19 protein-coding genes, 2 tRNA genes and 2 rRNA genes are annotated in these 22,229 nt (G+C 46.2%); 16 read left to right on the forward strand and 7 right to left on the reverse strand.

Translation table 11 applies throughout. The features are described 5' to 3' along the window. Positions 1-97 precede the first annotated feature (97 nt). From U0021_RS04660 to U0021_RS04675, 4 genes are all read right to left on the reverse strand, one after another. Positions 98-2,951, reverse strand: a 23S ribosomal RNA gene (locus U0021_RS04660). A 245-nt stretch (positions 2,952-3,196) separates the two neighbouring features. Beyond that, positions 3,197-3,272, reverse strand: a tRNA-Ala gene (locus U0021_RS04665). Between the two features lie 4 nt (positions 3,273-3,276). Beyond that, a tRNA-Ile gene (locus U0021_RS04670) sits at positions 3,277-3,353 on the reverse strand. A gap of 61 nt (positions 3,354-3,414) precedes the next feature. Further along, positions 3,415-4,943, reverse strand: a 16S ribosomal RNA gene (locus U0021_RS04675). Together the 16S and 23S rRNA genes with 2 tRNA genes alongside form the textbook arrangement of a ribosomal RNA operon. 665 nt (positions 4,944-5,608) lie before the next feature. On the opposite strand from U0021_RS04675, the gene U0021_RS04680 reads away from it, so the two are divergent. The 4 genes from U0021_RS04680 to U0021_RS04695 are packed head-to-tail and all read left to right on the forward strand — an operon-like array spanning position 5,609 to position 9,152. Further along, the gene (locus U0021_RS04680) at positions 5,609-6,538 is read left to right on the forward strand and encodes a metal ABC transporter substrate-binding protein (protein ID WP_114800951.1); all 930 of its coding nucleotides are present in this window, start codon (positions 5,609-5,611) and stop codon (positions 6,536-6,538) included. Then, positions 6,538-7,452 (forward strand): metal ABC transporter ATP-binding protein, encoded by a 915-nt coding sequence (locus tag U0021_RS04685; RefSeq protein WP_114800952.1) that lies wholly within the window; start codon positions 6,538-6,540, stop codon positions 7,450-7,452. Before U0021_RS04680 ends, U0021_RS04685 begins: the two co-directional genes overlap by 1 nt. Next, the gene (locus tag U0021_RS04690) at positions 7,449-8,306 is read left to right on the forward strand and encodes a metal ABC transporter permease (RefSeq protein ID WP_114800953.1); all 858 of its coding nucleotides are present in this window, start codon (positions 7,449-7,451) and stop codon (positions 8,304-8,306) included. The genes U0021_RS04685 and U0021_RS04690 overlap by 4 nt, the downstream gene beginning before the upstream one ends. 3 nt (positions 8,307-8,309) lie before the next feature. Then, complete coding sequence (locus U0021_RS04695) at positions 8,310-9,152, forward strand: metal ABC transporter permease (protein WP_227538732.1); 843 nt, start codon at positions 8,310-8,312, stop codon at positions 9,150-9,152. Here U0021_RS04695 and yczE read toward each other — a convergent pair. From yczE to tyrS, 3 genes are read right to left on the reverse strand one after another with little or no spacing between them, the layout of a single operon-like run. Beyond that, positions 9,138-9,800: a membrane protein YczE gene (gene yczE / locus U0021_RS04700; RefSeq protein WP_114800969.1), complete on the reverse strand. Its 663-nt coding sequence runs from the start codon at positions 9,798-9,800 to the stop codon at positions 9,138-9,140. The two genes, U0021_RS04695 and yczE, sit on opposite strands and share 15 nt — an antisense overlap. 42 nt (positions 9,801-9,842) lie before the next feature. Then, entirely contained in the window at positions 9,843-10,676 is an 834-nt protein-coding gene (locus U0021_RS04705; protein ID WP_114800955.1) for a Holliday junction resolvase-like protein, read from the reverse strand. Between the two features lie 19 nt (positions 10,677-10,695). Beyond that, complete coding sequence (gene tyrS, locus U0021_RS04710; RefSeq protein ID WP_114800956.1) at positions 10,696-11,904, reverse strand: tyrosine--tRNA ligase; 1,209 nt, start codon at positions 11,902-11,904, stop codon at positions 10,696-10,698. Positions 11,905-12,067: 163 nt separating this feature from the next. Between tyrS and U0021_RS04715 the strand changes: the two genes are divergently transcribed. The 12 genes from U0021_RS04715 to U0021_RS04770 all read left to right on the forward strand — a co-directional run bounded on the left by U0021_RS04715 (position 12,068) and on the right by U0021_RS04770 (position 22,225). Continuing rightward, complete coding sequence (locus U0021_RS04715; RefSeq protein ID WP_114800957.1) at positions 12,068-13,303, forward strand: anhydro-N-acetylmuramic acid kinase; 1,236 nt, start codon at positions 12,068-12,070, stop codon at positions 13,301-13,303. Positions 13,304-13,417: 114 nt separating this feature from the next. After that, complete coding sequence (locus U0021_RS04720; RefSeq protein WP_114800958.1) at positions 13,418-14,371, forward strand: LysR family transcriptional regulator; 954 nt, start codon at positions 13,418-13,420, stop codon at positions 14,369-14,371. Between the two features lie 260 nt (positions 14,372-14,631). Continuing rightward, positions 14,632-15,522: a methylisocitrate lyase gene (prpB, locus tag U0021_RS04725; protein WP_064610757.1), complete on the forward strand. Its 891-nt coding sequence runs from the start codon at positions 14,632-14,634 to the stop codon at positions 15,520-15,522. 139 nt (positions 15,523-15,661) lie between these two features. Continuing rightward, entirely contained in the window at positions 15,662-16,435 is a 774-nt protein-coding gene (locus tag U0021_RS04730; RefSeq protein ID WP_114800959.1) for a sulfite exporter TauE/SafE family protein, read from the forward strand. A gap of 125 nt (positions 16,436-16,560) precedes the next feature. Beyond that, positions 16,561-17,712: a bifunctional 2-methylcitrate synthase/citrate synthase gene (gene prpC / locus U0021_RS04735; RefSeq protein WP_114800960.1), complete on the forward strand. Its 1,152-nt coding sequence runs from the start codon at positions 16,561-16,563 to the stop codon at positions 17,710-17,712. A gap of 79 nt (positions 17,713-17,791) precedes the next feature. Continuing rightward, positions 17,792-18,232 carry a thioesterase family protein gene (locus tag U0021_RS04740; protein WP_114800961.1) on the forward strand — a complete coding sequence of 147 codons (441 nt, stop codon included), beginning with the start codon at positions 17,792-17,794 and terminating at the stop codon, positions 18,230-18,232. A gap of 47 nt (positions 18,233-18,279) precedes the next feature. Continuing rightward, complete coding sequence (locus U0021_RS04745; protein WP_114800962.1) at positions 18,280-19,143, forward strand: DMT family transporter; 864 nt, start codon at positions 18,280-18,282, stop codon at positions 19,141-19,143. An 81-nt stretch (positions 19,144-19,224) separates the two neighbouring features. Beyond that, positions 19,225-19,818 carry an RICIN domain-containing protein gene (locus U0021_RS04750; protein ID WP_114800963.1) on the forward strand — a complete coding sequence of 198 codons (594 nt, stop codon included), beginning with the start codon at positions 19,225-19,227 and terminating at the stop codon, positions 19,816-19,818. 34 nt (positions 19,819-19,852) lie between these two features. Further along, positions 19,853-20,308 (forward strand): DMT family transporter, encoded by a 456-nt coding sequence (locus U0021_RS04755; protein WP_049237931.1) that lies wholly within the window; start codon positions 19,853-19,855, stop codon positions 20,306-20,308. A gap of 11 nt (positions 20,309-20,319) precedes the next feature. Next, complete coding sequence (gene tam, locus U0021_RS04760; protein ID WP_114800964.1) at positions 20,320-21,090, forward strand: trans-aconitate 2-methyltransferase; 771 nt, start codon at positions 20,320-20,322, stop codon at positions 21,088-21,090. A 30-nt stretch (positions 21,091-21,120) separates the two neighbouring features. Beyond that, on the forward strand, positions 21,121-21,747 hold the full coding sequence (locus tag U0021_RS04765) for an O-methyltransferase (RefSeq protein WP_114800965.1): 627 nt from the start codon (positions 21,121-21,123) through the stop codon (positions 21,745-21,747). Beyond that, positions 21,731-22,225: a hypothetical protein gene (locus U0021_RS04770; protein ID WP_114800966.1), complete on the forward strand. Its 495-nt coding sequence runs from the start codon at positions 21,731-21,733 to the stop codon at positions 22,223-22,225. Before U0021_RS04765 ends, U0021_RS04770 begins: the two co-directional genes overlap by 17 nt. Positions 22,226-22,229 lie beyond the last annotated feature (4 nt).

Genomic DNA, 22,229 nt, shown 5'->3' on the forward strand with positions numbered 1-22,229 from the left:
GATCATCATTTGTGATGGTTTGACTTAAATCAAGCTAAGGTAAAATCTTACACTTTACACACAACACTGTCAGTGGGTAAAACCACTTGGGTGTTGTATGGTCAAGCCAAACGAGCAATTAGTATTGGTTAGCTACACACATCGCTGTGCTTCCACACCCAACCTATCAACGTCGTCGTCTACAACGGCTCTTTAGGGAAATCTCATCTTGAGGTGGGCTTCCCGCTTAGATGCTTTCAGCGGTTATCCCATCCGAACGTAGCTACCCGGCAATGCTTCTGGCGAAACAACCGGAACACCAGAGGTTCGTCCACTCTGGTCCTCTCGTACTAGGAGCAGATCCTCTCAAATTTCCAACGCCCACGGTAGATAGGGACCGAACTGTCTCACGACGTTCTAAACCCAGCTCGCGTACCTCTTTAAATGGCGAACAGCCATACCCTTGGGACCTGCTTCAGCCCCAGGATGAGATGAGCCGACATCGAGGTGCCAAACACCGCCGTCGATATGAACTCTTGGGCGGTATCAGCCTGTTATCCCCAGAGTACCTTTTATCCGTTGAGCGATGGCCCTTCCATACAGAACCACCGGATCACTAAGACCTACTTTCGTACCTGCTCGACTTGTGGGTCTCGCAGTTAAGCGCGCTTTTGCCTTTATACTCTTTGAACGATTTCCGACCGTTCTGAGCGCACCTTCGTACTCCTCCGTTACTCTTTAGGAGGAGACCGCCCCAGTCAAACTACCCACCATACATTGTCCTTAGATCTGTTAATCTCAAGTTAGAACCCCAACATAACCAGGGTGGTATTTCAAGGATGGCTCCATGGCAACTGGCGTCGCCACTTCAAAGCCTCCCACCTATCCTACACAAGTTAGGTCAAAGTTCAATGTAAAGCTGTAGTAAAGGTTCACGGGGTCTTTCCGTCTAGCCGCGGGTACACAGCATCTTCACTGCGATTTCGATTTCACTGAGTCTCTGCTGGAGACAGCGCTGCCATCATTATGCCATTCGTGCAGGTCGGAACTTACCCGACAAGGAATTTCGCTACCTTAGGACCGTTATAGTTACGGCCGCCGTTTACTGGGGCTTCGATCAAGAGCTTCGCATACGCTAACCCCATCAATTAACCTTCCAGCACCGGGCAGGCATCACACCCTATACGTCCACTTTCGTGTTTGCAGAGTGCTGTGTTTTTAATAAACAGTTGCAGCAGCCTGGTATCTGCGACTCCCATTCGCTTACATCGCGAGGATTTCACAAACAGGAGCGTACCTTCTCCCGAAGTTACGGTACCATTTTGCCTAGTTCCTTCAGCAGAGTTCTCTCAAGCGCCTTGGTATTCTCTACCTGACCACCTGTGTCGGTTTCGGGTACGATTCATTTATGACTATGCTTAGAAGCTTTTCCTGGAAGCATGGTATTTGCCACTTCGCTGATCAATCAGCTTGCTATCAGATCTCATTAATAACCGAGCGGATTTGCCTACTCAGTCTAACTACATCCTTCCACCTGGACAACCATCGCCAGGCTGGCATAACCTTCTCCGTCCCTCCATCGCATCATAAACAAGTATCGGAATATTAACCGATTTCCCATCGACTACGCCTTTCGGCCTCGCCTTAGGGGTCGACTCACCCAGCCCCGATTAACGTTGGACTGGAACCCTTGGTCTTCCGGCGAACGGGCTTTTCACCCGTTTTGTCGTTACTCACGTCAGCATTCGCTCTTGTGATACCTCCAGCACACCTTACAGTGCACCTTCACAGGCTTACACAACGCTCCCCTACCACTTAATTGAAACAATTAAATCCGCAGCTTCGGCTCCTAGTTTGAGCCCCGTTACATCTTCCGCGCAGGCCGACTCGACTAGTGAGCTATTACGCTTTCTTTAAATGATGGCTGCTTCTAAGCCAACATCCTAGCTGTCTGTGCCTTCCCACATCGTTTCCCACTTAACTAGGAATTTGGGGCCTTAGCTGGCGGTCTGGGTTGTTTCCCTCTTGACGACGGACGTTAGCACCCGCCGTCTGTCTCCCGGATATCACTCATCGGTATTCGGAGTTTGCATCGGTTTGGTAAGTCGGGATGACCCCCTAGCCGAAACAGTGCTCTACCCCCAATGGTGTTCGTCCGAGGCGCTACCTAAATAGCTTTCGGGGAGAACCAGCTATCACCGAGTTTGATTAGCCTTTCACCCCTATCCACAAGTCATCCCCTGGCTTTTCAACGACAGTGGGTTCGGTCCTCCGGTGCCTGTTACGGCACTTTCAACCTGCTCATGGATAGATCACTCGGTTTCGGGTCTATACCCTGCAACTATGCGCCCTATTAAGACTCGGTTTCCCTACGGCTCCCCTAGATGGTTAACCTTGCTACAGAATATAAGTCGCTGACCCATTATACAAAAGGTACGCCGTCACGGAATAAATCCGCTCCGACTGCTTGTATGCACACGGTTTCAGGTTCTATTTCACTCCCCTAACAGGGGTTCTTTTCGCCTTTCCCTCACGGTACTGGTTCACTATCGGTCAGTCAGGAGTATTTAGCCTTGGAGGATGGTCCCCCCATCTTCAGACAGAATTTCTCGTGTTCCGCCCTACTTAATATGTCGCTTAAACAGTTTCGCATACAGGACTATCACCTACTACGGTTGGCTTTCCCACGCCATTTTGCTACTGTAAAATTGATCGGCTCCTCCCCGTTCGCTCGCCGCTACTTGGGGAATCTCTATTGATGTCTTTTCCTCGGGGTACTGAGATGTTTCACTTCTCCCGGTTCGCCTCATAAAATAAATTATGATACCTAAGTTATCTTAGGTGGGTTTCCCCATTCAGAAATCGCCGGGTCACAGGATATTGCCACCTCACCGACGCTTATCGCAGGCTATCACGTCTTTCATCGCCTCTGACTGCCAAGGCATCCACCATGTGCACTTCATTACTTGACCATACAACCCCAAGGGGTCTTATGGGTAATGTGTAACGATTTACCTATGTTTACGCTTGATTCAGTTCTCTTTACTTTGGGTGATTGTATTGGGTACAATCACCCTGGTTAATTATTACGTTGGATAATAATTAACCCAGACTCATACTATGTTGTTAAATAATGTTATAAACTTCGTCAGTTTATAAAATAAAAGCATAAATAAGAAATCTTATTTAAATTGCTTATGTATGCTTTGATGTTTAGTGGTGGAGCCAAGGAGAGTCGAACTCCTGACCTCCTGCGTGCAAGGCAGGCGCTCTACCAACTGAGCTATGGCCCCAAAATGGTGGGTCTAATAAGACTTGAACTTATGACCCCCGCGTTATCAACACGGTGCTCTAACCAACTGAGCTATAGACCCGTTTTAAACATCTTACCAAAGAACAACTTGTTGTGAATTCTTGCCAATCAGATAACTTCGTTAAGGAGGTGATCCAGCCGCAGGTTCCCCTACGGCTACCTTGTTACGACTTCACCCCAGTCATCGACCCCACCGTGGTGAGCGCCCTCTTGCGTTAGGCTACCCACTTCTGGTGAGATCAACTCCCATGGTGTGACGGGCGGTGTGTACAAGGCCCGGGAACGTATTCACCGCAGCATTCTGATCTGCGATTACTAGCGATTCCGACTTCATGGAGTCGAGTTGCAGACTCCAATCCGGACTACGATAGGCTTTTTGAGATTGGCATCACATCGCTGTGTAGCAACCCTTTGTACCTACCATTGTAGCACGTGTGTAGCCCTGGTCGTAAGGGCCATGATGACTTGACGTCGTCCCCGCCTTCCTCCAGTTTGTCACTGGCAGTATCCTTAGAGTTCCCACCCGAGGTGCTGGTAACTAAGGAAAAGGGTTGCGCTCGTTGCGGGACTTAACCCAACATCTCACGACACGAGCTGACGACAGCCATGCAGCACCTGTATGTAGATTCCCGAAGGCACTCCCGCATCTCTGCAGGATTCCTACTATGTCAAGACCAGGTAAGGTTCTTCGCGTTGCATCGAATTAAACCACATGCTCCACCGCTTGTGCGGGCCCCCGTCAATTCATTTGAGTTTTAACCTTGCGGCCGTACTCCCCAGGCGGTCTACTTATTGCGTTAACTGCGTCACTAAGTCTTTAAAAGACCCAACGACTGGTAGACATCGTTTACGGCGTGGACTACCAGGGTATCTAATCCTGTTTGCTACCCACGCTTTCGCACCTCAGTGTCAGTATGATGCCAGGGAGCTGCCTTCGCCATCGGTATTCCTCCAGATCTCTACGCATTTCACCGCTACACCTGGAATTCTACTCCCCTCTCACCTACTCTAGTTACCCAGTATCAGATGCAGTTCCCAGGTTAAGCCCGGGGCTTTCACATCTGACTTAAGTAACCACCTACGCGCGCTTTACGCCCAGTAATTCCGATTAACGCTTGCACCCTCTGTATTACCGCGGCTGCTGGCACAGAGTTAGCCGGTGCTTATTCTGTGGGTAACGTCAGGGCTAATGGGTATTAACCATTAACTTTTCCTCCCCACTTAAAGTGCTTTACAACCAAAAGGCCTTCTTCACACACGCGGCATGGCTGGATCAGGCTTTCGCCCATTGTCCAATATTCCCCACTGCTGCCTCCCGTAGGAGTCTGGGCCGTGTCTCAGTCCCAGTGTGGCTGATCATCCTCTCAGACCAGCTACAGATCGTCGCCTTGGTAGGCCTTTACCCCACCAACTAGCTAATCCGACTTAGGCTCATCTAATAGCGAGAGCTTGCGCCCCCTTTCACCCGTAGGTCGTATGCGGTATTAGCTTGAGTTTCCCCAAGTTATCCCCCACTACTAGGCAGATTCCTAAGCATTACTCACCCGTCCGCCACTAGGTATCAAAAGCAAGCTTTCTAACCTCGTTCGACTTGCATGTGTTAAGCCTGCCGCCAGCGTTCAATCTGAGCCATGATCAAACTCTTCAGTTTAATCTTGATTTGCCAGTCAAACAAAGCTGTTTGATTGGACTTTAATGTTGGCTCATTTATCGTACTTACTAGCAAATGATATATATTTCAATATCTGCTCATCGTGTTAATGAATTAACTTTGAGTATTTTTGCCGTACTTAAGATAAGTAAACAGTATCAATAAATGATTATCTTTTTAAGTATCTTGTATTGACAAAAATCCACACAAGTTGTTCTTTAGTTTGGATTTTAAATAGTGTTGAACACTGTCGTCCAGTTGCTCAATGAGTTGCGTATTATACGCTGAAATTTTATTAAGTCAAGCACTTTTTTCAAAAATTTAAAATTAATTGATTTTAAAGAGTTGAAGCTTCAGTCAACTGTTTGCTAAGTTGTTGATTTAGCAGTGTTTTTTACTGTGCTGTGCTGCTTAAGTGGTGCGTATTATAGGCAGGATTTGACAGCTTGTAAAGCGGTTTTTTGGGAAAATGATGAGAAAGTTGGTAAGGGTTTGATTTTATGGGGGATTTTTGGGATAGGCTGAAGTTATAGAGACTGACAAAGGGTTGTATTTTTAGGCTTGACTTTAATTTTGATAATGATTATCATTAATATTAAATAAATTTTGGTCTGTTCGTTTCAATTTGTTCATCATTTTTTAGTTAATCAATTTAAGGTCACCTTATGAAATCACTCAAAAGTTTTACCGCTTGCTTAACAATGTGCTTAGCACTGATCGGATGCGGCAATCAATCCCAAGACAGCACCGCAGCACAGGATGAATCAAATCCATCAGACAAACTCAATGTGGTCACCACATTTACAGTCATCGCTGATATCGCAAAAAATGTGGCAGGTGATGCTGCCGATGTCCAATCCATCACCAAAGCCGGCGCTGAGATTCACGAATATGAGCCCACGCCCCAGGATGTGGTAAAAGCCCAAAACGCCAATTTGATCTTATGGAATGGTCTAAACCTAGAGCTTTGGTTTGAAAAGTTTTATCATGATACTCACGATGTGCCTGCGGTCATTGTCACCGAAGGCATCACGCCGATTAACATTACTGAAGGCGCTTATAAAGACATGCCAAATCCACATGCTTGGATGTCGCCAAATAATGCCCTGATTTATGTTGAGAATATCAAAAATGCGCTGATTGAGCAAGACCCTGCCAATGAAGCCATTTATACCAAAAATGCTGAAGACTATAGCGCAAAAATCAAAGCCATGGATGCACCGCTACGAGCCAAACTCTCTGAAGTACCTGAAGATAAGCGTTGGTTGGTCACCAGTGAAGGTGCTTTTAGCTATTTGGCAAAAGATTATGGCTTTAAAGAAGCTTATCTGTGGCCGATCAATGCTGAGCAGCAAGGTTCACCACAGCAGGTAAAATCTTTGATTGACACTGTGCGCGCCAATCACATTCCTGTGGTGTTTAGCGAAAGTACCATTTCAGATAAACCCGCCAAACAAGTCGCCAAAGAAACCGGTGCCAAATACGGCGGCGTCTTGTATGTCGATTCGCTATCTGAAGCCAGTGGCCCTGTTCCGACTTATCTTGATTTACTACAAACCACCGTGTCAACCATCGTCAGTGGATTTGAAGAATAATGAGTGCAGCCACCATTCATATCGCAGATGTTTCGGTCCGATACAATAATGGACATACCGCCTTGTCCGATGTGTCATTGAATCTACAAGGCGGAACGACCTGCGCTTTAGTGGGTGTCAATGGCAGCGGTAAATCCACTTTATTTAAGGTAATAATGGGGCTTATCAAGCCCCAGTCAGGTCAGGTGAAGCTGTGTGACTTGTCCATCACCCAAGCACTCAAACAAAATCTCGTCGCCTATGTACCCCAAAGTGAAGAAGTCGATTGGCAATTTCCTGTGTCGGTTCATGATGTGGTGGTGATGGGGCGGTACGGTCATATGAATTTTTTGCGCAGACCCAAGGCGTCTGATCGGCAAAAGGTCAATGACGCTTTGTCGCGACTACAAATCACTCATCTTGCCGATCGTCAAATCAGTGAATTGTCAGGCGGTCAAAAAAAGCGAGTTTTTTTGGCAAGGGCGTTGGCACAAGAAAGTAAGATTCTTTTGCTGGATGAGCCATTTACTGGAGTGGATGTAAAAACTGAAAAAGCCATCATGACGCTTTTGGATGAGCTGCGTGATGAAGGTCATTTGATTTTGATTTCAACGCACAATTTGGGTACAGTCCCTGAATTTTGTGACCAAGTCATCATGATCAATCGTACCATTTTGGCGATGGGCGACACGCACAGCACATTCACCCAAGCCAATCTTGAAAAGGTTTTCGGTGGCGTCCTAAGACAGCTCCATCTCGCTGGTGAAGATCTGCACGACGATGACGATCAGCGCAGCTTGACCATCTTGGCAGATGATGAGATACCTGCGGTATTTTACGGTCATCATCAAGATCGCAGCTCATATCACCGTAAGAATGTCAAATCCAGCAAACCTACCGACCATGGCGATGATGGTCATCAGGAGGGCTCATGATTACCCTACTGCTTGAGCCTTTTGCGTATGAATATATGCTCAAGGCAATTTTTTTAAGCTCGTTGGTGGGCGGAGTCTGTGCATTTTTATCGGCGTATTTGATGCTCAAGGGGTGGTCTTTGATCGGCGATGCCTTATCGCACGCTGTGGTCCCAGGTGTCGCCATTGCTTATGCCTTGGGTGCGCCTTATGCCTTAGGGGCATTTTTTTCTGGTATTTTGGCAGCGCTGTCCATTTTATGGATAAAATCCGTCACCAGACTGCCAGAAGATGCGGTCATCGGATTTATTTTTACCACTTTTTTTGCGCTAGGTCTGTTTATCATTTCCCTAAATCCCACCGCGGTCAATGTACAAGAGATTATTTTTGGCAATATCTTGGGCATCGCTGACACAGATATGTGGCAGGTGACTATTGTCATGATCGTCACTTTGATTTTTTTGGTGATTTTTTGGAAAGATTTGCTGTTGGTTTTTTTTGATGAGATTCAAGCCAAGGCAGTGGGCTTATCGACCAAATATTATAAATTGCTCTTTTTTAGCTTGCTAAGTGCGTGCGTGGTCTCTGCCTTGCAGACAGTCGGTGCAATTTTGGTCATTGCTATGGTCATCACACCTGGGGCGACCGCTTATCAGCTCACTGATAAATTTCGTGCGCTGATTTTGATCGCTGGCGCAATTGGTGTTATAACCAGTGGATTTGGGGTGTATTTGAGTTATTTTTTGGATGGTGCCACTGGAGGCATTATTGTATGTTTGCAGACACTATTATTTATCATTGCCTTTTTATTTTCGCCAAAGTACGGCAGATTCAGCCAAAAACGATCTCAGTCATTCAACTCATCGGTTCGCTAAATTATGTCAAATTCTGTTTTGTGGTGGTTCACCGAACCATTTAGCCACACCTTTATGCAACATGCGCTCATCTCTGCGGTGGCGGTGGCGGTGGTCTGTGCAATTTTATCTTGCTATATCGTCCTAAAAGGCTGGTCTTTGATGGGAGATGCCATCTCTCATGCGGTATTTCCTGGGGTGGTTTTGGCATTTTGGTTGGGTGTGCCGATGACGCTTGGGGCGTTTGTGGCGGGGATGTGCTGCGCAAGTGCGGTAGGCTACCTAAAAAATCATACTCGGCTTAAAGAAGACACCCTGATGGGCGTGGTATTTTCAGGCATGTTTGCGGTGGGGCTGGTGATGTTTCACAAAATTGACAGCAACCAGCATCTGACGCATATTTTATTTGGTAATCTGCTTGGGATCAGTCGCACTTTGATGTATCAAACGGCGGCGATTTCGTCGGTGATTTTGATGATTCTACTCATCAAACGGCGCGATCTTTTGCTGTATTGTTTTGACAGTCTCCATGCACAAGTCGCAGGCTTATCTGTACAAAAATTACACTACGGTTTGCTGATTTTATTATCGGCAACCATTGTGATCGCCATGCAGGCAGTGGGGGTGATTTTGGTGATCGCCATGCTGATCTCACCCGGAATGACGGCGTTCATTTTGTGCAAGCGCTTTGATAGGATGCTGATGGTTGCCATGATCAGCTCTTGTTTTACGAGCGTCTTTGGGGTGATCATCAGCTATCATCTGGACTCTGCAACGGGCGCGACGATTGTTTTGATGCAGGCGTTGGTGTTTTTGGGTGCGATGATCTATGACAACCTTCGCTTACGGCGTTTAAGCTCTGCTTAGAGCTTGATTGATAGATGCATATTTTTTAAACAGCACATCCAGCGACACCTGCACCACCCACCCCACACCAAAGGCAAACATCAGTGTCGCTAAGCCCACCACGCCACCAAGCAGCCAGCCTATCAGGCACACTGTACCTTCCAAAAAAGTGCGAATCACGCCTACTTTCAGACCTGTCAGCTGCGTCAAGCCCACCATCAAGCCATCTCGTGGACCTGCCCCCATGTGCGATGTCAAATAAAGGGCAGACGCAATACCAACGATGACCACGCCCAGTACAGCCAGTAGGATTTGCCACACCAAAGTATCCACCACAGACAGCCAAACATCAAACAGCCCCAAACTTAGGGCGATGATACAGATATTTAAAATCGTCCCCAAGCCAAATCTTTGTTTAAGCGGTAACCACAGTGCCAACACACCAAAGCTGATGATAAAGGTCAAAATCCCAATATTTAAGCCTGTCTGCACAGCAAGTCCCTGAGCAAATACTGTCCAAGGGGATGAGCCCAGTTGTGATTTGAGCAGCAAGGCTTCGCCAAACCCAAACAGGCTGAGCGACACACACAGCATGGCAAGGGGTTTGGCTTTGAGCGTCCAATAGGATGTGTTGCTCCATGGGGTGTTGGGTAAAACGCGTTTTTTCATAAGATCACTATCCCCAACCATAATGATATGTCACACTCTCATTTACTCTATTTTACCTAGTTTTTTTAAACGACTTCTAATACCACCATATTTTCGCCCATGTAATTGGGCTAATTCCTTAATTTCTAAGCCCTTATCAAACGCTTCTACCAATCGCTCATCTTCTTCTTCCGTCCACTTTTGCCCCACTCTCAAATCATCTTGTGTTTGATCATAGCAATGGGATGAAGGTGTGCTATTGTGATTGTCTTTATATACCACTGGATTATCATTGTTAATTCTCAGTGTTTCAAACTTGATCTGACCATTCATAATGGCTCGCTTGATAATTTCTTGTCTTTTATTTAATTTTGCCGACCCTGTTTTAATTTCTAAAAATACAATAGCAACCTCTGACAAATCAACTGCGTCATCAGCACACGCATGCACATTGTGAAAAATCACATAATCAATCGGCTCGCCTAAAAAACGGCAGTCAGCTGGATAATATTCAAAGCCTGACATGAACGGTGCAAAGCGTTCTGCCATCTGACCCTTTATTACGTTTCTTTGTGTATTAGCCGAGCGTTTTTGAGCAGTTATAATTGCCTTTTCCGTATTCAATCGATGTTGATGATTTAGCTGTACTATTTGCTGTTCAAGGTTGGTAATTTGTACTATCTTTTGCTCAAGCTGTTTGTGAAATTCATCACTCATTTTTAGCTTTTCTTGCAAGAATTGGGCTTTGGCATTCGTTAAATCTTGTTGCATTTGCCGGAGCTGTTCATAAACCTCATCATCTTTGCCATTATTTATTAATTTAAAAATTAAAAAACCGATAAATACAATGGCAACAATAATGATAGACACCATCAACCAATCTAACGTCAACATCATCACCAATTCTCTCAGCTTATTACCCTACACTCACTCTGGCATACGCCTTTTTGCCTGCTTGAATCACCACCGTCTGACCTGCTTCTAAGGCAAAGCTTGCGTCCACCACTTGTCCGTCCACTTTGACCGCCCCACGAGACAGCATGTCTTTGGCCTGAGCAGAATTTTTGGCAAGGCTGGCTTGGTTCAAGATTTGGGTGATGAACAATTTATCCTGACCATTCAAAGACAAGCTCACTTCGGGCAAATCCACAGGCAGCTCACCATCCGCCAAGCGATTGCCTGTTGACTTATGGGCGTTGTCGGCAGCGTCTTTGTCATGGAAACGCTCAATGAGTTCTAGGGCTAAGATGCGCTTAATCTCTTGGGGATTGCGCCCATTTGCCATATCATCAAGCAAGGCGTTGACTTCGCTCATCGGCTTAAAGCTAAGTAGCTCAAAGTAGCGAGCAATCAGCGTGTCGGGCATGGATAGGATTTTTTGGTACATCACGCCAGCGGGGTCGTTGATGCCAATGTAGTTGCCCAGCGATTTGCTCATTTTTTGTACGCCGTCCAAACCTTCCAAAATCGGCATGGTAATACATACTTGCGGCTCTTTGCCATAGCGGCCTTGCAGCGTACGCCCCATCAGCAGGTTAAAGGTTTGGTCATTACCACCAAGCTCCACATCGGCATCTAGTGCGATGCTGTCGTAGCCTTGTACCAGCGGATACAAAAACTCATGAATGGCAATCGGCGTTTGGCTGTCATATCGCTTGGCAAAGTCATCACGCTCTAACATTCTAGACACAGTAACTTGGCTTGCCAGCTGTATCATGTCGCCTGCACTCATCTTAGAAAACCACTCTGAGTTAAAGACGATTTTGGTTTTGTCTTTATCCAAAATCTTAAAGACTTGCTCGGCATAGGTTTGGGCGTTGGCTTTGACGTCTGCTTCGGTGAGTGGCGGACGGGTGGCGTTTTTGCCAGACGGGTCGCCGATGCGGGCGGTATAGTCACCAATCAAAAACAGCACTTCATGCCCCAAATCCTGAAAATGACGCAGTTTGTTGAGCACCACCGTATGCCCAAAATGCAAATCTGGGGCGGTGGGGTCCATGCCAAGCTTGATGCGTAATGGGCGGTTTTGTTCTAGTTTTTTTACCAAATCTTCTTTGGAATAAATTTCATTCACGCCACGCATGATCAGCTGCATCTGTTCTTCAATGGGTAAAAAATCGCTCATGGTCATCGCCTTTATTCAAATCATAAACTCAAAAAATCGCCTTGATTATAGCAAAAATCGCCAAAAAGTCATCCTGCATCACGCCTTTTATCAAAAATTCGTATCACCAAAGTTAAAAATTTGTTATGCTTAAGTTTTTGTATGATGTAAATGTTGGCAAATCATGACGGTATCAGCAGATTTTTTAGAAGAAATTTTTGGCGAAAACTTGGGCGCCGCGACGATCATAGATGAAGCGCCTTATTTTATTGGCATGATGAGCGGTACAAGCTTAGATGGCATGGATGCGGTACTGTGTCAATTTTTTGAGGGCGATGATGGGCGTGTGGTTGAGATGGTTGCCAGTCATAGCCTGCCCTTTCCTGAGGATCTGCAGCACGCTTTATTATCGTTAACCACGCCCAATGGTGCAGACAAATTCATCCAAACCCATCAGCTTAGCTTTCAAAGTGAGCTGGATGTCTATGGCTGGGCAAGTGTGTATTATGCCACCTTTGCTGCGCAAGTGGTGCTAGAGCTGCTTAAAAAAGCGCAAATCAGTGACGAGCAAGTCAGCGCCATCGGCTGTCATGGGCAGACTGTGCGCCACCGCCCAGAGTGGTCGTTCAGTCTGCAGCTTTTAGACCCCAATGTCTTGGCTGAGCATACCGGCATTGCTGTGGTCAGTGATTTTCGCCGCCGCGACATGGCGGTCGGCGGACAAGGTGCGCCGCTTGTGCCTGCGTTTCATCAGGCGATGTTTGGCAATGATCAGAGCATCAAAGCGGTGCTCAACTTGGGTGGTATCGCAAACATCACCTTACTTGACTACGACGGTCAAGGCACGCCGATAGGCTTTGATACAGGCGTTGCCAATTTGCTCATGGACGCATGGATTGCACGGCACACAGGCACTAATTATGATAAAGATGGCACATGGGCGGCAGAAGGACAAGTGATTGAGCCGCTGCTTGAGCTGCTGCTTGACCATCCTTTTTTTGCCAAACCACCCCCAAAAAGCACAGGTCGCGAGGATTTTCATCTGTCATGGCTAGATGCCATGCTCGGTCAGCTTGGACACAGCCACCCAAATTTACGCTACAGCCCTGTCGATGTACAGACCACCTTATGTGAGCTGACCGCCGTCAGTGCCGCCGAGCAGATTGCTCGCTTGGTTGATTCAGGCGTGGTGCTGGTGTGCGGCGGCGGTGCAAAAAATGCCTATCTGATGGCTCGCCTGCAAGCACATCTGCCCAGTTTGTCGGTCAAGCCAACCAGCAGCCTTGGCATCGATGTGGCATTGGTTGAGGGGATGGCATTTGCTTGGCTTGCACGCCAAAACATCTTAGGGCGCACAGGCAATATTCCTGCCGTCACTGGCGCATCCAAAGCGGTCGTGCTTGGTCAAGTGTGTTTTTGATTTTTAAGATACAGCTGCCAATGCTCATGCGATGAGCGGCGTGCGTGCGGTGGTAAATGACAGCAAATGGTGCTATGATTGATAGGATCAATCAACGCTGAATAAGGTGCACTTATGGAATTTCGGCAATTGGGGTATTTTTTGCATTTGGCAGGCACAGGCAGTGTCAGCCAATCTGCCAAAGTCTTGGGGTTATCACAGCCGTCTTTGAGCCGTCAGATTCAGCAGCTTGAAGAAAACTTGCAAGTTGAATTATTTGAGCGCCATCATCGTCCGATGGCATTGACTGATGCTGGAGAGTTTTTGTATCGTCATATCAAGCAGCCACTGCATGAGCTTGAGCAAGCCATGGCACTGACGCGCCGCTTTGGTGATGGTCGCCAAAACCGTCTGATCATCGGCTCGGTGGTGTCTGTATTGTATGGGCTGTTACCAGAAGTGATCTCTCAGCTTAGACAAGACATTGATGGCACGCATCCTGATTTTGACATCAAAGTCATTGAGATGAGCTTTGAGCAGCAGGTTAGCGCCTTAAAATCTGGTGAGATCGATGTGGGCTTTGGTCGTTTTGTTTGTCATGACCCTTTGATTCATCAGACATTTTTGCGCCATGAGCCGTTTGTGTTGGCTGTGCCAAAATGGCATTATTTAGCCAAAAACGCTACCGCACCAATCGCCCTATCAGATCTGACCACCGATACACTGATTTTGTATCACAAAACCCCCAACCCCCAAGCCGGCTTGACAGAAACCGATCCGCTGCTACAGCTGTTTGAGCAGACCCAAACGCAGCCTAGAAATCATGTACGCGTGCGTGATATCCAAGTGGCACTCGCCATGGTCGCCGCAAGCGAAGGCTTTACCATTGTGCCTGATAGCCTAAAAACCGTCCGCACCGACCAAATCAGCTACCTGCCTTTGGTGCATGAGTTTACATCGCCCATGTACATCAACACCTTGGCGCATAATCCCTTACCCAATCTTGCCACTTTGCACGGTGCCATCCTAAGTGTGTATGAGCGCCATCACATCCAAGTACCTACCCCTTTGGTAGATGAACCAAATTAGGGCAAATGGGTTATTTGTTGTGTTTTTGTAAATGAAAATGGGCAAAATTATGTGTTTTGTAAATAAGTTTTGGGTTAATTATGTGAAATTTTAAAATTATTATTTATAATTTGCATAATATAAGAAGGAACCCTTTTAAATTTTACTGAACATTTGTACTGTATTTGCTGACAGCCAACAAAAATTGGGGTATAGTTAACCAAAAGCCATTTTATCATAGCCATCTGATTACAACTGATTAATAGCATAAGGAAAATGATATGAGTCAAGTTTCTGCCGGTCGCCGTTTCCGCGACGCCATCACTAGCGAAAAAGCCAACAACAAGCCCTTGCAAATCGTCGGCACCATCAATGCTTATACTGCCATGATGGCAACACAAGTTGGGCATAAAGCCATTTATTTATCGGGTGGCGGTGTCGCCAATGCTTCATTTGGTCTGCCTGATTTGGGCATGACAAGCCTAAATGATGTGCTCACTGACGCCACGCGCATCACCAATGCGGTAGATACGCCGCTTTTGGTGGACATTGATACAGGTTGGGGCGGCGCGTTCAATATCGCCAACACCATCAAACAAATGGAAAAAGCAGGCGTCGCAGCAGTGCATATCGAAGACCAAATCGCCCAAAAACGCTGCGGTCATCGCCCAAATAAAGAAATCGTCTCGACAGCAGAAATGATCGATCGCCTAAAAGCGGCTTTGGACGCCAAAGTCGATCCTGACTTTGTGGTGATGGCGCGTACGGACGCCTTGGCTGTCGAAGGCTTGGATGCGGCGGTTGAGCGTGCGGTGGCATTCCAAGAGGCAGGCGCGGATATGATTTTTGCCGAAGCCTTGACAGACATCAATCAGTATCGCAAATTTACCGATGTGCTGGATATTCCTGTGCTTGCCAACATGACCGAATTTGGTCAAACCGATTTATACACCACCGATGAGCTGTTTAATGTGGGCGTGGACATGGTGCTCTATCCACTGTCTGCGTTTCGCGCGATGAATAAAGCGGCGCTCAATGTCTATCAAACGCTCAAAGACGAAGGCGTCCAAACTTCGGTCGTCGATACCATGCAGACGCGCATGGAGCTTTATGATTTCTTAAATTATCATGCTTTTGAACAAAAGTTAGACGAGCTATTTCGTCAAAAGTAATCCAATCTTTACCATGATTTGATGGTAATTTTAAGTTGCTTTGATCATAAAAACAGTTTTTATTTTTATGGTCAAGGCTGAGTAAATAAGCTATATTAGCCATTTGGGTAATGTCACTTATTTACAAAAGGCACAATCGATGTCTGAAAGTTTTCAAGCGCTGATTTTTGGTGTCGCAGCCATCTTACACGGAATCACTGGCATGGGATTTCCGATGATTGCGACCAGCGCTTTGGCATTTTTGATGCCGCTATCGCAAGCAGTCGCCATCGTTGCGATACCCAGCCTGCTCATGAGCCTATTGGTGCTGTGCACTAATAATCAAGGCTCGCTGATTGATGAGCTGAGATATTACGCTCAGCATTATCAACTGCTTGCGATGATGAGCGTGATCGGCGGGATCATCGGTGTTCAGCTTTTGCTGGTTTTGCCAGTCGCTTGGCTGTATGTGATGATGGCGGCGGTGACACTGTATTATGCTGGGCATGGGCTTTTGTCGATGACAGGCAAGATAGGTGCGCTGACAGTGCCCACAGGACGGTTTAGCATGGCAGCCTTTGGGCTCATTGCTGGCATCGTCGGCGGTGCAACCAATGCCATGTCGCCGATTTTACTGATATTTTTATTCAGTCAAACCGATGATAAAAACCGCATCGCCAAAGCAAGCAATCTGTGCTACTTACTGGGTAAACTGGTGCAGATATTTTTATTACAAGGTGAATATCGCGCCTTTGGTTATGGTGAATATGCGCTACTGATCATCTTAACCGCGGTGTCGATGCTTGGTTTATTTGGCGGTATTCGCCTGCGTACCATCATCAGTACAACAGTATTTAAACTGCTGATTTTTGGTATTTTATTGGTATTAGCACTAAAAATAGGACAGTCAGGGATCGCGCAACTGACTGCGTGATGATATGAATTTGTAGGCGATCATAGCCCAAAATTCACACTTAGGATTTAACCGCCACCAAAGCACGTATCGTCTTTGGCAGCATATCACCGTCTGACGGTAACGCCATTCATAAGGAGATTAACATGGCAGACACTCAAACCCCCACTTTCAAACCCAAAAAATCCGTCGCTTTATCTGGCGTGCCAGCTGGTAACACCGCCTTGTGTACCGTCGGTCGCTCAGGCAATGACTTGTCCTATCGCGGCTATGACATCCTTGACCTTGCTAAACACTGCGAGTTTGAAGAAGTTGCCCATTTGCTTATCCATGGTCATTTGCCTAACAAATCTGAGCTTGCCGCTTATAAAGCCAAGCTAAAATCCTTGCGTGGCTTGCCGATTCGTGTGATTGAAGTCCTAGAAAGCCTGCCTGCTCACACCCACCCCATGGACGTCATGCGTACGGGCGTATCTATGCTGGGCTGCGTGTTCCCTGAGCGTGAAAGCCAGCCTGCCTCAGAAGCCCGAGACATTGCCGATAAACTCATTGCATCTCTTGGCTCTATGCTGCTTTATTGGTATCAATACAGCCACAACGGCAAACGCATCACTGTAGAGAGCATCGAGGACAGCATCGGCGGACATTTCTTGCACATGCTCCATGGCAAACGCCCAAGCGAGTCACACATCAAAGCCATGCACATCTCGCTCATCTTATATGCTGAGCATGAGTTTAACGCCTCCACCTTTACCAGCCGTGTCATCGCGGGCACAGGCTCGGACATCTATTCGTGCATCACAGGCTCTATCGGGGCGCTCAAAGGTCCAAAACACGGCGGTGCCAATGAAGTGGCGTACGACATCCAAAAACGCTATCGCAACGCCGATGATGCCGAAGCTGACATCCGTGAGCGTATCGCCAAAAAAGAAATCGTCATCGGCTTTGGTCATCCTGTCTATACGGTGTCCGACCCACGTAATGTCGTCATCAAAGAAGTCGCCAAAGACCTATCGGCAGAGACTGGCGATATGCGACTGTTTGACATCGCTGAACGCTTGGAGACCTTGATGTGGAATGAGAAAAAGATGTTCCCAAATCTTGACTGGTTCTCGGCGGTGTCCTATCAAAAAATGGGTGTGCCTACCGCCATGTTTACGCCGCTATTTGTCATCGCTCGCACCACAGGCTGGTCAGCTCATGTGCTAGAACAGCGTCAAGATGGCAAAATCATCCGTCCGTCTGCCAACTACACAGGTCCTGATGATTTGGCATTTGTACCGATGGATGAGCGTTAATAAAAAATGGGCTACTCAACACAGGGTAGCCTATTTTGGCTAAGTTATTGTTAAGTGGTAAACAACAGGAGACTGCAAGATGATTGTATTAAACGACCGTCATCAGATGTGTTATACGGTACCACATAATAAAGGCGTACCTAATTTATATCCTGAATCTGCTCATTTTGTTGCCATGCCCTCAGTATTTGCCACAGGATTTTTGGTGGGCTTGATGGAATGGGTGTGCATTGAGCATCTTGATGTCGCCAAACATTTGGATGATGGCGAAGGTTCGCTAGGATTAGTAATTGACATGGTGCATGATGCTGCTTGCACCGAAGGAGCGGTGCTTGATGTGAATTGTGTATGCATAGATATTGGCAAACGCTCTGTTACATGGCAAGTGGAAGTTTATTGTCAGGATGTCTTGATGGGGCATGGCAAACACAAGCGTGTGATTGTGGATAAACAAAAATTTGCCAATCATGTGAATAGCCAAACAGCGGTTATTGGTGGCAAAGTGATTGAATGGCGTTAAAAAAACAACATAAAAATTTAGCAATGAAATGTTAGAAAGGAAGTTCTATGTTTCGTTTTGCATTTGGTGTATTGTTTAGTTTGTTATGGTCATCAGCATTTATTGCTGGTAAATATATGGTGCTTCGGCTGCCACCATTAGATGGATTAAGTTTGCGATTTTTATTGGCAGGCGTGCTGATTTTTATCATCAGCTTTATCATGGAGCGTGGTTCACTGGTTCAGTGGCGTAATAAAACCTTGTGGGTACATGGACTCATCTTGGCACTATTTAATTATGTGTTATATCTTGGGTGGTCTTATACAGGTTTGCAGACCGTTTCACCAGAATTGGTGGTTTTATTGGTTTCTACCATGCCTTTTGTTACTACGTTTGTGGTATCACTGATTGCTCGGCGTTGGTTGTGGTTGCAATGGGTGGCAATTTTGCTTGGCTTTGTTGGCGTGTATGTTGTGTTGTCAACCAGAATGCCACATGCAAGTTTTTCTATTGGGGTGATTTGGACGGTCTTGGGTATGTTGGCATTGGCGGCTGGCACATTGTTTTATCAGTTTAAAGCTCATGACCATAGGGTCTTACCTTTGACAGGTGTCCAAAACTTATTAGCTGGATTGATATTGTTGCTGGTGTCTACTCCCAGTCAGTGGATGTCTGCCATGAGCGAGCCTGTATTTGCCATATCAGTATGGTATCAGGTCATTGTAGTGTCTGTTATAGCAATGCTTATGTGGTTTTATTTGGTGCGTTGGTTTGGCTCAGCAAAGGCTTCTGCTTTTCATTTGCTTAATCCTATTTTTGCAGCAGTGTTGGCTTGGTGGTTTTTTGATGTATCACTTGGTCTTTGGGACATGGTGGGGACATTGATGGTGATAGCGGCATTGGGGCTATTACATCAAACCAAACATGATTAAGTTGATGGTGGTCAAACAATAAAGTACAAAGCCAACAAACCTGCTACAATCAGCACTTTTAATCCGTTTGATGAGTAATCTATGAAACCTTTTTCTTATCCTGTACTGATGGCGTGTGTGCTATCGCTGACTGCGCCTTTGATGGCGTGTGCCAAACAGCCCCAAACCAACGCCAAGCTTGCACCACCGCCGATTGGTCAAGTGGGGCAGCTGCGTTTGGCGGACAATCTTGACCGTGATGATGGCTATTGTTTGGATATTTTGGGTTCTGGTGATTATGTTCGTTTTGATATGCCAATGACAGTGCATAACTGCAAACCTGGACTGTATCATGATGAAGCCGTTGAGTGGCTTTCAGATGGCAAAATCCGCTTTCCTGCCTATAATGCCTGCGCCACCGCCGCAGGGATCAATCAAAGCGTCTTGGCAGGGGCGGCGGTCATGCCAAGGGCGTGCGGTGAGCGCAGTCCGTTTTTGGAGAGCCAATATTTACAGCACTTTAGCTATCGTGATGATGGGCGTATTGAGCTTGTCGGCTCTGGGCTTTGCTTGACGGCAGGGGCGGATTCTGATTCTACCTTTGATGAGACGCACCGCTGGCGGACGTTATCTATGCAAAAATGTGAAAATGCCCCTTTGGCACAGTCGCAGTGGGTGTTTTATGAAGTGAAATAATAGTTTTTCTTAGCGTTTAAATCAAGGCGTTACGATGAAAAGCAGTTTACCCTATGTTCTAATCAGCCTATTGGGTGGAGCGATTATTCCCTTGCAACTGGCGATGGTCAGTAGCTTTCGCCAAAGCAGTAATGCTTCACAAATTCAAGCGACCTTTTATTTATATTTGGGTGGTACTATCGCTTCTTTGCTATTGTCTTTTGTGATAAGTGGTGGGATTAAACCACCAAATATGCAAAATGCCCAGTGGTGGCAGTATTTGACAGGATTTTTGGGTAGTTTTTATATTTTGTTTATGTTTATCGCCGCCCCAAAAATTGGCTCTGCCAGTACGCTTTTGTGGGTGTTTTTGGGGCAAATGCTATTTGCCACGCTGTTAGCTCATTATGGCTTTTTGGGCTTGGAAGTAAGAAAAATTGAGCCAATTAAGCTATTTGGTTTGGCATTGATTGCCATTGGTGGCGGGGTGTTAATTTGGGCAGAAAAATAAAGGATAAGCCAATGAACGACTGGAACGCCAAAAACTACGCGCAGTTTTTAGACGAACGCACTCGCCCTGCCAAGGAGCTACTGGCTTTTATTGCTCATCATCAGGCACGCTGTATCACGGATTTGGGCTGTGGTCCTGCCAATAGCACCGAACTTTTGTACAAAAACTGGTCAGATGCTCATATCGTCGGTGTGGACAGCTCGCCAGACATGATAAAAACTGCCCAAGCCAGATTGCCACAAGTTAACTTTATCCAAGCCGATTTTCATCAGTGGCAGGCAAACACACCCCAAGATGTGATTTTTGCTAATGCGTCTTTGCAGTGGTCGCCCAACCAACACGAACTGTTGCCTAGGCTGGTGGCAAATTTGGCAGATGGTGGCGTGCTGGCGGTACAAATGCCTGATAATTTAAATGAGTCATCGCACCGTTTGATGCATGATGTTGCTAAGCAACCCAACTGGCGTGCCAAGCTGTCTGATGTGGCGGTGCGTCCTGTGATGTTGGGCGTTGATGATTATTATGGTGTTTTGACACAGGCAGGCTGTGGCGTGGATATTTGGCGCACTACGTATTATCATGTGTTGCCGAGTGTGGCAAGTATTGCCCAGTGGTTTGGCAGTACGGCAATGCGTCCGTATTTGGCAAAACTTGATGATGACCAACAGCAAGCCTTTATTGATGAGTACATACAGGCACTGAGCCAAGCCTATCCTAGCCAAGCAGATGGCTGTATTTTATTGGCATTGCCAAGGCTGTTTGTGGTGGCGATAAAGCGTTAAGATAAACATTGACAGACATTTAATAAACAAATGATAAGTAATTCCAAACGCAAATCATATATTGAGCAAGTGTACCAAGTGTATCATGCTCACGACCAAAGCCAAAGCAACCGTTTGCAACGCTTACGGAGCATTGAGCCTGTGTCTGCTGAGCTTTTGTCTTTTATTGTACTTAGTAAGCAAGCCAAGCACATTTTGGAAATTGGCACGTCAGGCGGTTATTCTACTTTGTGGCTAGCAGACGCCGCCCTAAGAACGCAAGGTCATATCACATCATTAGATATTGATGATACTCGTCAGCAGATTGCCAAAAAACACTTGGAGCATATCAAGCTGGACAACTGTGTTACTTTGATTTGCCAAGATGCCTTAGCATTTTTGCAGGATAATCACCAATGTTATGATGTGGTGTTGTTAGATGCCGAGCGTCAATTTTATTGTGATTATTGGTGTCATCTAAAAAAATGTTTAAGTCAAGCAGGTGGCGTATTGATTGTGGATAATGTCATCTCTCATGCTGAGCAAGTGCAAGATTTTATAAAGTTGGTTGCTAGTGATGACCAATTTTCCCATAGTATTGTGCCTGTGGGTGCAGGTTTGTTATTGGCTGTTCGCCAAAATGACATCACCAAAGATGCCTATGATAAACTGCTCTAACGAACACCAAAATTTTGCTACCTTGCGACAGTGGCTTGTTTCCAATATGCACTCGCTTGATTGGCATTATTTTAAAACTGCCTATGGCAATGCCAAAGATGATATGCCCAATCAATTACAGGCGTTGTTTAGCGATGATAAGATAGGAGCGTTGCACGCTGTACACCAATTGCACAGTGGTCTGTGTCATCAAGGACTTGATGTGTCATCAGCTAGCGTGCCTGCTTATCCTTATTTAATGTATGCGTTGATGAGTTTTGATGATGAGATTAAAACTGAATTATTGGATTTGTTTTTAGATTTTGCGATGCGTGTTTGTACTGACGACAAGCCACAAAAAGCCCATCATTTACACCTAAGGACAAATTTATTACAAGACCGAGTAAAATTTGAACAACTTCGCCATCATGACAATGCAGATATTCGCACACGTGCCTATAAAATCTGTGTGATACTTGGTAAATATGATAAAACTTAACCTA

Source organism: Moraxella canis (genome assembly GCF_034424565.1).
GTDB lineage: Bacteria > Pseudomonadota > Gammaproteobacteria > Pseudomonadales > Moraxellaceae > Moraxella > Moraxella canis.

Bases quoted from the DNA above. Each gene is read 5' to 3' on its own strand.
- U0021_RS04680 (WP_114800951.1), top strand. From the start codon at position 5,609: ATGAAATCACTCAAAAGTTTTACCGCTTGCTTAACAATGTGCTTAGCA.
- U0021_RS04685 (WP_114800952.1), top strand. From the start codon at position 6,538: ATGAGTGCAGCCACCATTCATATCGCAGATGTTTCGGTCCGATACAAT.
- U0021_RS04690 (WP_114800953.1), top strand. From the start codon at position 7,449: ATGATTACCCTACTGCTTGAGCCTTTTGCGTATGAATATATGCTCAAG.
- U0021_RS04695 (WP_227538732.1), top strand. From the start codon at position 8,310: ATGTCAAATTCTGTTTTGTGGTGGTTCACCGAACCATTTAGCCACACC.
- yczE (WP_114800969.1), bottom strand. From the start codon at position 9,800: ATGAAAAAACGCGTTTTACCCAACACCCCATGGAGCAACACATCCTAT.
- U0021_RS04705 (WP_114800955.1), bottom strand. From the start codon at position 10,676: ATGATGTTGACGTTAGATTGGTTGATGGTGTCTATCATTATTGTTGCC.
- tyrS (WP_114800956.1), bottom strand. From the start codon at position 11,904: ATGAGCGATTTTTTACCCATTGAAGAACAGATGCAGCTGATCATGCGT.
- U0021_RS04715 (WP_114800957.1), top strand. From the start codon at position 12,068: ATGACGGTATCAGCAGATTTTTTAGAAGAAATTTTTGGCGAAAACTTG.
- U0021_RS04720 (WP_114800958.1), top strand. From the start codon at position 13,418: ATGGAATTTCGGCAATTGGGGTATTTTTTGCATTTGGCAGGCACAGGC.
- prpB (WP_064610757.1), top strand. From the start codon at position 14,632: ATGAGTCAAGTTTCTGCCGGTCGCCGTTTCCGCGACGCCATCACTAGC.
- U0021_RS04730 (WP_114800959.1), top strand. From the start codon at position 15,662: ATGTCTGAAAGTTTTCAAGCGCTGATTTTTGGTGTCGCAGCCATCTTA.
- prpC (WP_114800960.1), top strand. From the start codon at position 16,561: ATGGCAGACACTCAAACCCCCACTTTCAAACCCAAAAAATCCGTCGCT.
- U0021_RS04740 (WP_114800961.1), top strand. From the start codon at position 17,792: ATGATTGTATTAAACGACCGTCATCAGATGTGTTATACGGTACCACAT.
- U0021_RS04745 (WP_114800962.1), top strand. From the start codon at position 18,280: ATGTTTCGTTTTGCATTTGGTGTATTGTTTAGTTTGTTATGGTCATCA.
- U0021_RS04750 (WP_114800963.1), top strand. From the start codon at position 19,225: ATGAAACCTTTTTCTTATCCTGTACTGATGGCGTGTGTGCTATCGCTG.
- U0021_RS04755 (WP_049237931.1), top strand. From the start codon at position 19,853: ATGAAAAGCAGTTTACCCTATGTTCTAATCAGCCTATTGGGTGGAGCG.
- tam (WP_114800964.1), top strand. From the start codon at position 20,320: ATGAACGACTGGAACGCCAAAAACTACGCGCAGTTTTTAGACGAACGC.
- U0021_RS04765 (WP_114800965.1), top strand. From the start codon at position 21,121: ATGATAAGTAATTCCAAACGCAAATCATATATTGAGCAAGTGTACCAA.
- U0021_RS04770 (WP_114800966.1), top strand. From the start codon at position 21,731: ATGATAAACTGCTCTAACGAACACCAAAATTTTGCTACCTTGCGACAG.